We start from the raw sequence: 14,457 nt of genomic DNA on the forward strand, positions 1-14,457 counted from the left end.
TCAGCCGGAGAGCGGGTGCTGCGGGGCGAGCAGGTCCGCGATCCGTTCGGTGATCGTCTGGGCGGTGTTGCCCGCGGGGGCGTCCGGGCCGACCGTCGTGGACACCGCGATGGACAGCCGCTGGTGCGGCTCGTACGCCATCACCGCCGCGTAACCGAAGAAGGACGGGTTCTGCACGACCCAGCCGTTCTTGACGACGACGCCGATGCCGAAGTGGAAGTCCTCGGTCATGGGCAGGCAGACCGTGGCGGGGCAGTTCGCGGTGGGATGCCCGAGGCCGACCGTGCCCGGATCCAGCTGGGTGCGGAAGGAGCGCTTCGAGAGCAGTTCACCCGAGCCGATGGCCTGCCCGGAGCGGGCCAGGTCACAGATGTCCTGGGTCAGGACGGCGCCGGGCGCGGTGGTCCAGGAGGGATTCCAGTAGGTGGACTCCTCGTAGGTCCCGCGTTCGTCGTCATAGGCGTGCAGCACGGGCGGCGGGATGAGCGCGGTGTCGTTGTTGCGGGTGTTGCGCAGCTTCAGGGGCTTCATGACGCGCTCGTGCAGGAGGCGGTCGAGCGGGGTGCCGGAGATCTCCTCCAGGGCGCGGCCGAGGAGGACGAAGTTGGCGTGTGAGTAGCTCCAGTTGGTGCCCGGCCGGTACCACAGGGGGTGGCTGAGGGAGATCCCGACGACCTCCTCGGGGGACCAGTGCTGCCAGGGGTCGGCGTAGAGCTTCTTCAGGAAGAGGGGGTCGGTGACGTAGTCGTGCAGGCCCGACGTCGAGTCGCCGAGCATCCGCAGGGTGATCTCGTCGCCGTGCGGCAGGTCGGGCAGCCAGCGGGAGACCGGGTCGTCGAGGCGCGCCTTGTGCTCCTGGACGAGCTGGAGCAGCACCGTGCCCATGAAGGCGATGCCGACCGAGCCGGTCCGGAAGTGCGCGGCGGGCGTGGCGGGCACATCCGTGAGGGACTCGCCGTCCGCGCCGGTGACGAGTTCACGCCCGCCTACCGTGACCTTGACCAGGGCGGCCTTGAGACCCAGTTCCTTGCGGGCCGCGCGGACGAGGTCGAGGACCTCGCGCGCCTGGCCCCTCGGTTTCTGGGTGGCGGCGCAGGCCCGGTCGTGGTGACCGGGGCCGGCGGTCGCGGCCGCGACGGCCGTCTGGAGGGTCGAGGCGAGGAGAGCGGCGGCGCACAGGAGCGCCGTACGGGTACGCGTCATACGGGCACTATGGGCTGATTGTCACATCGGTCACGGGGACAACACTCCGTACGCCGTCCCCCCGAACCCGTACGGCCCCCCGGCACGTCCGAGCGGACCCACTCGGTCGACCCGTTCGGTCGGCAGTCGCATCGGGCCGGCAGTCACATCGGGCCGGCAGTCACATCGGGCCGGCAGTCGCATTGGGCCGGCAGTCGGCAGTCGGCAGTCGGCAGTCGGCAGTCGAGGTCAGGGGTCAGGGGTCGGCCGATGTCTTCAGTTTTCACGCGGATACGGCTACATGCTGGAGTACCCGATCGCCCGGCTGTACGCGGACGCGCGCATCGACAGGGGGCGGGGACACCGAGGCGCTGCGACAGGGAGGACGGTGGGGCATGGAGGACTTCTCCGGTCGGCAGGGGGTCGCGGTCGTCGCGGGCGGCATCGGCGCGGCGGTCGTACGGACGCCGGCGGCCCGCGGCAGCACGGTGGTGTTCACCTGCCGAGCCCGGCGGGAGGCGGCCGAGACCCTCGCAGAGGGGACGAAAGGGCTCGTGCCGCTCCCCCAGGCCCTGACCGACGAGACGGCGACGGCCCGGGCGGTGACCGCGACCGCCGAGGCGTACGGCGGCATCCACACGCTCGTGTACGCGGCCGGTCCGCATGTGCCGACATCCCGCTGCGCCGGTTCGGAGAGGCGGCGGACATCGCGCAGGCGGTGTCCTTCCTCGCCTCGGACCGGGCCGGGTTCATCACGGGCCAGGGGCTGGGGGTGGACGGGGGCTACAGCGTGTGAGGCGCCCGGACTCCCCCGCCCGCCGGAGGGGCGGGTGACCGCGGAGTCGAGCCGGTCGACGACCTCCCGAGGACCGGCTCGACTCCGCGGTCATTCCAGTCTTCGCGGCAGGTCGGCCCGCGTCAAGGCCCGTCTCACGGGGCGACTCGGGCACCGTCGTCAGCACAAGCCTTTCCCGGTCACTCCAGGAACGACACACAGATTTTTCCCCGCCACCCGGCCGACGCCGGGAATGTGCGTGGCGATTCGGACAAGCGGTCCAGAGGAACCCATTTCCTGCGTTCGTTCATGTTTCTACGGTGTGAGTGGAGGGTGAACGAGGCCTGGCCCGACAGGAATTCATCCGATTTCCTACGCCCTGCCCCTCCGCCCCGACTGACCGAATCATTGCGGCTGGATACCGCCCGATCGTTCGAACGTTGACCAGTGAGTAATAAGCGCACTACCTTTCAACGCGTTTCGAGCACGCGCTTTAGAACGGCGTTCCGCGGTGGATCTCTGCCCGCGGGAATCCGGTGAGCCGCCATTGCTGTCCCGAACCCCCCACCGTGCAGTCTCACCCTTGATTCGGAGAATCATGACGTCTGCTGTGCGTTCCGAGGACATGATCATCGGCATCACTCCTTTCGGCGAACCCGATGCCGGGCTCGCCCTGGCGATCAACCGGGCCGGCGGGCTCGGCGTACTCGACCTGGGAGCCGGTGACCGAAGAACCCGCGAGGCCCTGTCCCGTCTGCGCCGCGCCTCCCCGGGCGGATTCGGGGTCCGGGTCGGCGCACACTGCCGGCTGACCCCCGCCGACCTGGAACCCGACGGCCCGCACACGGTCGTCCTCACCGCGGAGACGGCACAGGCCGCGAGGACCGCGGAGACCGCTGCGACCGCTGCGACCGCTGCGACCGCTGCGACCGACGAGGCGCCCTGGTCGGTCGCCGGCCTCTCGACGGGCTACCGCGTGCTGGTCGAGGTCACCGACCTGGCGGGCGCGCGGGACGCGTTACGCGCCGGGGCGCACGGCCTGATCGCCCGCGGCGCCGAGAGCGGTGGCCGGATCGGCGAACTGAGCACCTTCGTCCTGCTCCAGCAGCTCCTCGCCGCCCCCGAGGTGACCTCGCCGGTGTGGGCGTGCGGCGGAATCGGCCCGCGCACGGCCGCCGCCGCGGTGGCCGGCGGTGCGGCGGGCGTCGTCCTGGACAGCCAGCTCGCGCTGCTCGCCGAGTCGGCCCTGCCCGAACCCGCCGCCGCGGCGCTGCGCACCCTGGACGGCTCGGAGACCGTCGTCCTCGCCGGACACCGGGTCCTGCTGCGGCGCGGCCCGGACGCCCCGCAGCTCGCGAAGGGCGCGGAACCGCAGGCGGTGGCGGCGCTGCTGGGCGCGCAGGATCCCCACGGACAGCTGCTCCCGGTGGGCCAGGACGGCTTCCTCGCCGCACGGTTCGCCGAGCGCTGGGGTGACGTGCGACGGACGCTGCGGGCGCTGCGGGACGCGGTCCTGGACGCCGTACGCGACGACACGGCCGTACGGGCGCTGCGGGCCGGGTCACCGATGAGCCGGGCGCTCGGCACCCGGCTCCCCCTCGCCCAGGGGCCGATGACCAGGGTGAGCGACGGGGCCGCGTTCGCCGCCGCCGTGGCGGCCGACGGGGCGCTGCCCTTCCTCGCCCTGGCGCTGGCGGACGGCGCGCGGACACGGGCGATGCTCGCCGAGACCCGGGACGCGGTGGCCGGCCGGCCCTGGGGGGTGGGCGTGCTCGGCTTCGCGCCGGAGGACGTGCGCGCCGCACAGCTGGAGGCCGTACGGGAACTGCGGCCGACGCACGCGATCATCGCGGGCGGCCGGCCGTCCCAGGCGCAGGCGCTGGAGCGGGACGGCGTCCGGACCTTCCTGCACGTGCCGTCGCCGGGGCTGCTGCGCCAGTTCCTGGAGGCCGGGGCGCGCCGGTTCGTGTTCGAGGGCTCGGAGTGCGGCGGGCACGTCGGGCCGCGCGGCAGCTTCCCGCTCTGGGAGGCCCAACTGGCGGTCCTGGAGGACTGGTCGGAGGATCACGGGGCCGAGGACGTCGAGGTGTTCTTCGCGGGCGGGGTCCACGACGAACGGTCGGCGGCGATGGTCGCCGCGCTCGCCGCGCCGCTGACCGCGCGCGGAGCGGCCGTCGGCATGCTGATGGGCACCGCGTACCTGTTCACCGACGAGGCCGTGTCCCACGGCGCGATCCGGCCGCTCTTCCAGCGGCAGGTCATGGCCGCCGGGCGCACCACGCTCCTGGAATCGGCGCCGGGACACGCCACCCGCTGCGTGCCGAGCCCGTTCGCCGCCGGCTACCGCGACGAGGAGGCCCGGCTGCGGGCCGAGGGCGCCGGGGACCGGCGGATCTGGGAGGCCCTGGAGCGGCTCAACGTCGGCCGGCTGCGCATCGCGAGCAAGGGCGTGACCCGGGACACCGACGGCTCCCTCACCCCCGTCGACGAGCGACGCCAGCTCGCCGAGGGGATGTTCATGGCCGGGGAGGTGGCCGTGCTGCGCTCGGCGACGACCACGGTCGCGGCGCTGCACGCATCGGTGACGACCGGCGCGATCGAGCATCTCACCCTGCGCGCGGCCGAGTTGGGCCAGGAGGAGACGGTCCGGGAGCCGGCCGCCCCGGCCCCGCTCGACATCGCCGTCGTCGGCATGGCGTGCATGTTCCCGCAGGCACCCGACCTGCCCACCTTCTGGGCGAACGTGGTCGGGGGCGTGGACGCGGTCGGCGAGGTCCCGGCCGACCGCTGGGACCCGGCCGTCCACCACGGCGGGTCGACTCCGTCCAAGTGGGGCGGCTTCCTGCCCCGCATCCCCTTCGACCCCCTGCGGTACGGCATCCCGCCCACGTCGCTCGGCAGCGTCGAGCCGGTGCAGCTGCTGTCCCTGGAGGCGGCCCGGCGCGCCCTGGAGGACGCCGGATACGGTGAAGGGGAGCGGGAGTTCGACCGCTCCCGCACCTCGGTGGTGTTCGGCGCGGAGGCGGGCAGCGACCTGTCGAACGCGGCCACGCTGAGGGCGGTCCTGCCCTCCTACTACGGCAGTGTCCCGGCGGGCCTCGACGACCAGCTCCCGCAGCTCACCGAGGACTCCTTCCCCGGCATGCTCGCCAACGTCATCTCCGGGCGGATCGCCAACCGGCTCGACCTAGGGGGCGCCAACTACACCGTCGACGCCGCCTGCGCCTCCTCGCTCGCCGCGGTGGACGTCGCGTGCAAGGAACTCGTCGGGGGCACCTCCGACGTGGTGCTCTGCGGCGGCGCCGACCTGCACAACGGCATCAACGACTACGTCCTCTTCTCCTCCGTGCACGCCCTGTCCCCGACCGGCCGCTCCCGCGCCTTCGACGGTTCGGCGGACGGTATCGCACTGGGCGAGGGCGTGGCCTGCGTCGTCCTCAAGCGGCTCGCGGACGCCGAGCGCGACGGCGACCGGATCTACGGCGTGATCAAGGGCCTCGGCTCCTCCAGCGACGGCCGCGCGCTCGGCCTCACCGCGCCCAGGCCCGAGGGCCAGCGCTCGGCCCTGGAGCGCGCCTACCGCAACGCGGGCGTCTCCGCGGCCGACGTCGGGCTCGTCGAGGCGCACGGCACCGGGACGGTGGTCGGCGACCGCACCGAACTGCGCATCCTCAGCGAGGTGTTCGAGGAGGCCGGGGCGCGGCCGGGCGGCTGCGCGATCGGCTCGGTGAAGTCGCAGATCGGGCACACCAAATGCGCCGCCGGACTCGCCGGCCTGATCAAGACCCTGCTGGCCCTGCACACGGGCGTCAGGCCGCCCACGCTGCACGTCGAGGCCCCCAACGCGGCCTGGGACCCGCGGACCAGCCCCTTCGCCTTCCACGCGCGGGCCCGGCCCTGGGCGGCGCCCGCCGGGGAACGGGTCGCCGGGGTCAGCGCGTTCGGCTTCGGTGGCACCAACTTCCATGTGGTGCTGAGTGCCTACGCCGACGGCGTGCCACCGGTGCGGGGCGCGGACGCCTGGCCGGCCGAACTGTTCGTCTTCCGCGGACGGGACGCCGCCGCGGCCGGCCGTGCCGTGGACGAACTCCTCAAGGCCGCGGAGGCGGAGGGCCGGCCGTGGCGGTTGCGGGACCTGGCGCTCGGCGCCGCGCGGCGGTCGGACGCGAGCGGTGAACCGGCGCAGGTCGCGCTCGTGGCGACGGACGTGGACGACCTGGTCGGCAAGTTGCGACGGGTGTCGGCCTATCCGGCCGGGCACGACCCGGCGCGGGGAATCCACCGGGCCGGACCGGACTCCCCCCAGGACGGCCTCGCGGACTCCAAGGTCGCCTTCCTCTTCCCCGGCCAGGGCAGCCAGCGCACCGGCATGCTCGCCGACCTGTTCGTCACCTTCCCCGAGCTGCGGCCCTACCTGGAGCTCGGACGCGCCCACGCCGACACCCTGTACCCGCCGGCCGCCTTCGACGACGCCGAACGCGACCGTCAGCAGTCCGCGCTGACCGACACCCGGGTGGCGCAGCCCGCCCTCGGTGTCGCCGGGCTCGCCGCGCATGCCGTGCTCACCTCGGCCGGGGTACGGCCGGACATGGCCGCCGGGCACAGCTACGGCGAACTGGTCGCCCTCTGCGCGGCAGGCGCGCTGAGCCCCGAGACACTGCTGGACCTGAGCGCGGAACGGGCGACTGCGATCCTCGAAGCCGCCGGGGCGACCGGGGCGACCCGACCGGCCGGGGCGACCGGATCGGCCGGATCCGCCGGTGCCGATCCCGGGGCCATGGCCGCCGTCGCGGCCGGCGCCGACAAGGTGGCGCGGGCGCTGGAGGCGACGCGGGCGCCGGACTCCGTGGTCGTCGCCAACCGCAACTCGCCCGAGCAGACGGTGATCTCGGGCCCCTCGGACGCCGTCGCCGAGACCGTGCGGCTGCTGCGCGAGGCGGGTCTCGGCGCCAAGCGCATCCCCGTGGCCTGCGCCTTCCACAGCCCGCTGGTCGCGGGCGCCGCCGACCGGTTCGCCGAGGCGCTCGCGGCCCGTCCGGTGCACGCGCCCGAGTTCCCGGTGTGGTCCAACCGCACGGCCACGCCGTACCCCGCCGACGCGGACGGGGTGCGGGCCGGACTCGCCGCCCAGATCGGAGCCCCGGTCGCCTTCTCCGAGCAGATCGAGGCGATGTACGCGGCGGGCGCGCGGATCTTCGTCGAAGCCGGTCCCGGGTCGGTGCTGACCCGGCTGGTCGGGCAGATCCTCGGCGACCGTCCGCACCGCACGGTGGCCTGCGAGCCCCGCCCCGGCGGCGGTCTGCACGACTGGCTCGACGCCCTGGCCCGGCTCGCCGTCGCGGGCCAGCCGGTACGTGCCGGGTGGCTGCTGCGCGGCCGGGACGCGGTCGACGCGGTACGGACCCCCGTGCCGAAGCGGCCCGGCTGGACGGTCGACGGACAGCTGGTCCGCACCGCCGCCGGCGCCCTCCTTCCCGGTGCGCTCGCACCGGCCCGACGAGTCGTGGAACCCCCCGAGAGGACCGTGGCGACTGTGCCGACGAACCCCCCGCACGGCGTCCCGTCCGACCGGGACGCACTCGTCTCCGAATTCCTGCGCACCAGCCGGGAGATGATCGCCGCCCAACGGGACGTACTGCTCACCTACTTCGGCGCCAGCGCGGGCGCGCTGCCCGCACCGCCCGTGGCGGCGGCGCCGCAGGCGATCCAGGCGGCGCCCCAACTCCGCACGGCGGAACCGGCGGTGGCCGCCGAGACGGCGGAGCCGAGCCAGGATGCCGCTCCGCCCCGGGCCACCGGGCCCGTCGATGTCCAGCAGGTCGTGCTGGAGATCATCAGCGAGCGCACCGGCTACCCCGTCGACATGCTCGAGCCCGACCTCGACCTCGAGGCCGACCTCAGCATCGACTCCATCAAACGGGCGGAGATCGCGGGCGAGCTGGCCAAGCGCCTGGGCGCCGGGGCGGGTGCGGATCTCGCGTCGATGGACGACGACGAGCTGGAGGAGCTGGCGAAGGCGCGCACGGCCGCCGCGGTGACCGACTGGCTGACCGCCCGACTGGGCGGAGCGGCCGCCCCCGTGCCCGCCCCCGTGCCCACCGCCAAGCCCGACGCGCCGGTGCCGGCGCCGGTCACGGAGCACGGCATCTCCGTGGAGGCCGTGCGGGAGGTGACCGGCGAGCCGCCCAGACGGCACGTGCTGCGGCCGGTCCTGCTCGACGCGGGCACCGACGCCCCCGCCGTCCCCGCCACCGTGCTCTCCGGCACCCGCTGGACCCTCCTGGGGGAGGCCCCCGAGGTGGTGGCCCGCCTGGTGTCCCACGGCGCCGACGTCGCCGTACGGGCCCGGGACCACGTCCTGACCGAGGCGGACGGGCCGGTGGACGGCGTGCTGTACCTCGGCGCCCTCGACGGCGCCGACGACAGCCCGGTCCTGCCGGACGCCTTCCCCGTCCTGCAGGCGGCCCTGGCGCGCGGCCCGCGCTGGCTGCTGGCCGTACGGGCGGACGGCGCTGCACCCGACAGCCGGACCGCCGGGCTGCGTGGCCTGTTCCGGACGGTGGCGCGCGAGTACCCGGAGCTGGTCACCCGGGTCGTCGACCTCTGCGACACCTCGCCGTCCGCCGTCGCGGACGCCGTGGTCGCGGAGGCCCTCGCGCCGGACCGTACCCCGGTCGTATGGCGGACGGCGGCCGGCCGGCACGGTTTCGAGCTGGTCGAGGCGCCGCTCGGCGCGCTCGGCAGCACGGGCGCCGGACCGGCCGGGGACGGGGCCGCCGAGGCGGCCGCGCTCGGACTGGACCGGGACTCGGTGGTCCTGCTCGCGGGCGGGGCGCGGGGCATCACCGCGCAGTTCGCCGCCGCGCTGGCCCGTGCCGCCCGCTGCCGTCTGGAGCTGCTCGGCCGGACCCCCGCGCCGGACGGTCCCGAGGACGCGGACACCGCGGCCGCCCGCACGCCGGCCGAGCTGCGTGCCGCGCTCGCCGCGCGCGGCGGCACGAAACCGGCGCAGATCAACCGTGCCGCCGAACTCCTGCTGGCCCAGCGGGAGATCACCGCCACCCTCGCCGAACTCACGGCGCTCGGCGGCCGGGCCCGCTACCGCTCCGTCGACTTCCGCGAACCCGGGGCGGTGCTCCAGGCGGTGAAGGAGATCCACGCCGAGCACGGCCGGCTCGACGGCGTGGTGCACGCGGCCGGGGTGATCGAGGACCGGCTTGTCGCGGAGAAGACCGCCGAGTCCTTCCAGCGCGTATACGGCACCAAGGCGACCGGCGCGGACGCCCTGCTCACCGCGCTGGAGGAACTCCCCGCAGCGCCGGCGTTCACGGTGCTGTTCGGCTCGATCTCGGCCGTCCTGGGCAACCGGGGCCAGGTGGACTACGCGGCCGCCAACGACGCGCTGGAGACCCTCGGCGCGGCCTTCGCCTCCCGTACCGGGCACCGCGCGGTGACCGTGCACTGGGGGCCCTGGGCGCCCGCGGCCGGGCACGCCGGCATGGTGGGGGTGGAGCTGGCCCGGGAGTACGCCCGGCGCGGCATCCGGCTGATCGATCCCGAGGAGGGGACCGCGGCCCTGCTGCGGGAGCTGGCCTGGGGCGACGAGTCCGCCACCGCCGTCGTCCACACCGCCTCGGGCTGGTGAGGAGAGCCGTGGCCGCACGTCACGTGCCCGTCGCCATCGTCGGCATGGCGGTGCTGCTGCCGGGCGCCGCCGGCCTGGACGCGTACTGGCGGAACCTGCGGGACGGCGTGGACGCGATCGGCGAGGTGCCCGAGGGTCGCTGGGACGCCGAGTACTACCGCCCCGGCACGGCCTCCGATCCGGCCGTCGCGGACCGGGTGTACGCGCGGCGGGGCGGGTTCGTGGACGGGCTGGCGGAGGTGGAGGTCACCCGGTTCGGGATCATGCCCCACTCGGTGGCCGGGACCGAGCCGGACCAGCTGATCGCCCTGCAGGTGGCCTCGGCCGCCCTCGACGACGCCGGCGGCCCGGACCGGCTCCCCGACCGGGGGCGGGTCGGCGTGGTCCTCGGCCGGGGCGGTTATCTCACCCCCGGCCTGGTCCGGCTCGACCAGCGGGTCCGGACGGCCGGCCAACTCGTGCGCACGCTCGGCGAGTTGCTGCCCGACCTGACGTCCGACCAACTCGGCCGTGTGCGGGCCGCGTTCACCGAGCGGCTCGGTCCGGACAGTCCCGAGTCGGCGATCGGCCTGGTGCCCAATCTCGCCGCCTCCCGGATCGCCAACCGGCTGGACCTGCGCGGGCCCGCGTACACCGTGGACGCGGCCTGCGCGTCCTCGCTGGTCGCCGTGGACCAGGCGGTGGGCGAACTCGGCTCCGGGCGCTGCGACCTGATGCTCGCGGGAGGCGTCCACCACTGTCACGACATCACGCTGTGGAGCGTCTTCTCCCAGCTCCGCGCCCTGTCCCCCAGCCAGCGCAGCCGCCCCTTCCACCGGGACGCCGACGGCATCCTGATCGGCGAGGGGACGGGCGTCGTCGTCCTCAAGCGGCTGGCCGACGCCGAGCGCGACGGCGACCGGATCTACGCGGTGATCCGGGGCACCGGGGTGGCCAGTGACGGCCGGGCCGCCGGGCTGGTCAACCCCGATCCGGGCGGTCAGGCGCAGGCCGTCCGGCAGGCGTGGCGGGCCGCGGGACTCGACCCGGCCGAGCCCGGTTCGATCGGGCTGCTGGAGGCGCACGGCACCGCGACCCCGGCGGGCGACCAAGCCGAACTGGCCACGCTCGCCGAGGTGTTCGGACCCGGCGAGGGTGAAGCGGTGCTGGGGTCGGTCAAGTCGATGATCGGGCACACCATGCCCGCCGCCGGGGTCGCCGGCCTCGTCAAGGCCGCGCTCGCGGTCCACCACCGCACGCTGCTCCCGACGCTGCACTGCGACGACCCGCACCCCGCCCTGGCCCGCACCCGGTTCCGTACCCTGGAGAAGGCCGCCGACTGGGAGACCACCGAGCGGCAGCCCGTGCGCCGGGCCGCCGTCAACGCGTTCGGGTTCGGCGGGATCAACGCGCACGTGGTGCTGGAGGAGGCGCCGGGGGCCCGCGGGTCCCGCGCGACCGCGCCGCCCCGTCCGGTCCTGGCGGTCGCCGAACCCGAGCGGATCCTGCTGCTCGCCGCCGGCTCCCCCGCGCGCCTCGCCGCCCTCCTGGACGCCGACGACGACACCGTACGGGCCGCCGGACTCGCCCCCTCGCATCCGCACCCGGACGCGGGACCCGCCCGCCTCGGCATCGTCGACCCGACCGCGAAGCGGCTCGCTCTGGCCCGCCGCACGGTCGCCAAGCAGCGTGCCTGGCACGGCCGCAGCGACGTCTGGTTCCGGCCGAGCCCCCTGCTGGGCGCCGGCCGGGGCGGACCGGCGTTCCTGTTCCCCGGTCTGGAGGGCGACTTCACCCCGCAGGTCGACGACGTGGCCGCCCACTTCGGTCTGCCCGCCCTGTCCGTCGCCGGGGACCGGCCCGGTGACGTGGGCCGCCACGGTCTCGGTGTCGTCGCCGTCGGCCGGCTGCTCGACGCGGCACTGCGCCGCAGCGGGATCGTGCCGGACGCGGTCGCCGGGCACAGCGTGGGCGAGTGGACGGCGATGGCGACGGCCGGGCTGTACTCCGGGGACGAGGTCGACGCGTTCATGGCGGACTTCGACCCCGACGCGGTGACGGTCGCGGGGCTGGCCTTCGGCGCGATCGGCGCGTCCGCCGAGCGGGTACTGGCCGCCCTGCGGGACGGCGGCCGGGCCACGGCGGGACTGGTGCTCTCCCACGACAACGCGCCCGGCCAGTCGATGGTGTGCGGTCCGCAGGCGGCGGTGGAGGAGTTCGTGCGCGCTTTCCGCGCCCTGGGTGTCCTCGGCCAGGTGCTGCCGTTCCGGTCGGGTTTCCACACCCCGATGCTGGAACCGCATCTCGGCCCGATCAAGGAGGCCGCCGACCGGTTCCGGCTGTGTCCGCCGCACACCACGCTCTGGTCGGGGACGACCGCCGCCCCCTTCCCCGAGGACGAGGCCGCGATACGGTCCCTGTTCGTCCGCCATCTGCTGGAACCCGTCCGCTTCCGGCAGCTGACCGAGGCGCTGTACGCGGCCGGACACCGGGTGTACGTCCAGGTCGGCCCGGGTCAGCTCGGCTCCCTCGTCGGGGACACCCTGGGCGGCCGGGACCACCTGGTCGTCGCCGCCAACTCCCCCCACCGCACGGGCCTCGCCCAGCTCCGCCGGGTGGCCACCGCGCTGTGGACGGCGGGGGCCGCGGTGGCGCCCTCCCTGGTGTCCTCCTCTGCGTCCTCCCCGTCGCCGGTCGCCGCCGCGCGGGCGGCACGTCCGCCGGTACGGCTGGACCTGGGCGGCGCCCTGGTGTCCCTCGCGCCGCAGCGGCTCACCGCACTGCGCGCCGAACTGCGCACCCCGGCCCGCGCCCCGGTCCGCGCGGCCGGCCCCGCCGGTGCGTCGCCGCTGGACGCCCTCGTCGAGGGCTCACCGATGGCCGCCGAACTGTCCGCCCTGCTCCACGAGACGGCGGACACGGCGGCCGCCCTCATGACCGCGCGGGCCACGGCTCCCGCGGCCGCCCGGCGGACGGGCCCCTGGCACAGCAGCGTCCATGTCTCCCCCGACACCATGCCCTACCTGCTGGACCACTGCTTCTTCCCGCAGCGGCCCGGCTGGCCCGAGGTCGCCGACCGGTGGCCGGTCGTCCCGGCGACGACGATCGTGCGGCACATCGTGGACGCGGCGGTGGAGGCGGCCCGGGAGTCGGCTCCCGGCAGGGTGGCCGTCGCCGTGCACGGCGCGCGGTTCGAGGAGTGGCTCACCGCCACCCCCGCCGTCGACGTGCCGGTGACCGTGACACCCGAGGGCCCCGACCGGCTGGCCGTCTCCTTCGGCCCCCGGGCCCGGGCCACCGTCGAACTGGCCGCCGCCCACCTGCCGCCTCCCGCCGCGTGGCCCGCCGACCCCGGCGCCGAGCGCGCCCCGGAGCACACCGCCGCCCAGCTCTACGAGGAGCGCTGGATGTTCCACGGCCCGGCGTTCCAGGGCGTCACCGAACTCACCGCGATCGGCGACCGTCATGTACGCGGGGTGATCACCACCCCGTCCGCACCGGGCGCGCTGCTGGACAACGTCGGTCAGATCCTCGGCTACTGGATCATGGCGACCCGTACCGAGCGCACCGTCGTGTTCCCCGTCGGGATGCGGGAGATGCGCTTCCACGGACCGCATCCGGCGCCGGGGACCGAGGTGGGCTGCCTGGTGCGGATCACCTCGCTCACCGACGCCTTCCTGGAGGCCGACGTCCAGCTGACGGCCGGGGGCACGGTGTGGGCGGAGCTGTACGGCTGGCAGGACCGCCGGTTCGACAACGACCCGAAGACCCGGCCCGTCGAGCGCTTCCCGGAACACCACACCCTGTCCGAGACCCGTCCGGGCGGCTGGCAGCTGCTGCACGAGCGGTGGCCTGACCTCGCGTCCCGCGAGCTGATCATGCGCAACTCCCTCGGCGGAGCCGAGCGTTCGCAGTACGCGGAGCACGCGCCGCGCGGGCGCCGGCAGTGGCTGCTGGGCCGGATCGCGGTGAAGGACGCGGTACGGCGGTGGCTGTGGGACCAGGGCGAGGGCCCGGTCTTCCCGGCCGAGCTGCGGGTGCGCAACGACGAGGCCGGCCGGCCGTACGTCACCGGCGTGCACGGCCGCGTCCTGCCCGCGCTGGACGTCTCGCTGGCCCACTGCGCGGAGGCGGGCGTCGCCATCGTCCGGCCGCACACGCCGGGCCCCGGCCCCGGGATCGACATCGAGGAGGTCACCGACCGCACCCCGGAAACCCTCGCCGCCGCCCTCGGCGAGGGCGAACTACGGCTGCTGCGCGCCCTGTCGGCGGGCTCCGGCGGCTCAGAGGCTCTGTGGTTCACCCGTTTCTGGGCCGCGAAGGAGGCCGTCGCCAAGGCCGAGGGCACCGGATTCGACGGCAGGCCACGGGACTTCACGGTGCTCGACGCGACACCGGCCGGCGACCGGCTGACCGTCGCGGGCCGGCTGGAACGCGCCTACGCCGTGCACTGCGCACCGGCCGCCAACCCGCCCCGGCTGCCCGACCGTTCGTACGTGGTGGCCTGGACGACGGGACACCCGACCGCAGAGGAGTACGAGGCCCGATGACACCCCCCACCCCCCGCACCCCCGTCACCGCCGACGAGACGGCCGTCCTGGCCGACCTCACCGGCATGCTCACGCGGCTCCTCGAGGACGAGTACGGCCTCGACGACGTCGAGGTCGGCATGCGGACCACCTTCAACCGCGACCTGGAGCTGGAGAGCATCGACCTGGTCACCCTGGCCGGCCTGCTCCAGGAGCGGTACGGCGACCGGGTCAACTTCGCCGAGTTCCTGGCCGGCATGGAGTTCGACGAGATCATCGAACTGACCGTCGGACGGCTCGTCGAGTACGTCGTGACGAGTCTGAAGGCCGCGGAGGCGAGCTGAGTC

The 14,457-nt window shown here is 75.0% G+C and carries 5 protein-coding genes and 1 pseudogene; 5 read left to right on the forward strand and 1 reads right to left on the reverse strand.

Annotation, left to right across the window (positions count from 1 at the left end; all coding sequences use genetic code 11):
* Window positions 1-1,203, reverse strand: coding sequence for a serine hydrolase domain-containing protein (locus ACFWBD_RS01965; protein WP_385661231.1), 1,203 nt, complete (start codon window positions 1,201-1,203; stop codon window positions 1-3).
* Between the two features lie 374 nt (window positions 1,204-1,577).
* On the opposite strand from ACFWBD_RS01965, the pseudogene ACFWBD_RS01970 reads away from it, so the two are divergent.
* From ACFWBD_RS01970 to ACFWBD_RS01990, 5 genes and pseudogenes are all read left to right on the forward strand, one after another.
* Window positions 1,578-1,784: pseudogene (locus tag ACFWBD_RS01970) on the forward strand (dehydrogenase); the annotation flags it as partial.
* 116 nt (window positions 1,785-1,900) lie between these two features.
* Window positions 1,901-1,978, forward strand: coding sequence for a hypothetical protein (locus ACFWBD_RS01975; RefSeq protein WP_385661526.1), 78 nt, complete (start codon window positions 1,901-1,903; stop codon window positions 1,976-1,978).
* 577 nt (window positions 1,979-2,555) lie between these two features.
* Window positions 2,556-9,602, forward strand: coding sequence for an SDR family oxidoreductase (locus tag ACFWBD_RS01980; RefSeq protein ID WP_385661234.1), 7,047 nt, complete (start codon window positions 2,556-2,558; stop codon window positions 9,600-9,602).
* 44 nt (window positions 9,603-9,646) lie between these two features.
* Window positions 9,647-14,131 (forward strand): beta-ketoacyl synthase N-terminal-like domain-containing protein, encoded by a 4,485-nt coding sequence (locus ACFWBD_RS01985; RefSeq protein WP_385661529.1) that lies wholly within the window; start codon window positions 9,647-9,649, stop codon window positions 14,129-14,131.
* Window positions 14,128-14,454, forward strand: coding sequence for an acyl carrier protein (locus ACFWBD_RS01990; RefSeq protein ID WP_385661237.1), 327 nt, complete (start codon window positions 14,128-14,130; stop codon window positions 14,452-14,454). Before ACFWBD_RS01985 ends, ACFWBD_RS01990 begins: the two co-directional genes overlap by 4 nt.
* Window positions 14,455-14,457: the final 3 nt, after the last annotated feature.

This window comes from Streptomyces sp. NPDC060002 (genome assembly GCF_042737245.1).
GTDB lineage: Bacteria > Actinomycetota > Actinomycetes > Streptomycetales > Streptomycetaceae > Streptomyces.

Bases quoted from the DNA above. Each gene is read 5' to 3' on its own strand.
- ACFWBD_RS01980 (WP_385661234.1), top strand. From the start codon at position 2,556: ATGACGTCTGCTGTGCGTTCCGAGGACATGATCATCGGCATCACTCCT.
- ACFWBD_RS01965 (WP_385661231.1), bottom strand. From the start codon at position 1,203: ATGACGCGTACCCGTACGGCGCTCCTGTGCGCCGCCGCTCTCCTCGCC.
- ACFWBD_RS01990 (WP_385661237.1), top strand. From the start codon at position 14,128: ATGACACCCCCCACCCCCCGCACCCCCGTCACCGCCGACGAGACGGCC.
- ACFWBD_RS01985 (WP_385661529.1), top strand. From the start codon at position 9,647: ATGGCGGTGCTGCTGCCGGGCGCCGCCGGCCTGGACGCGTACTGGCGG.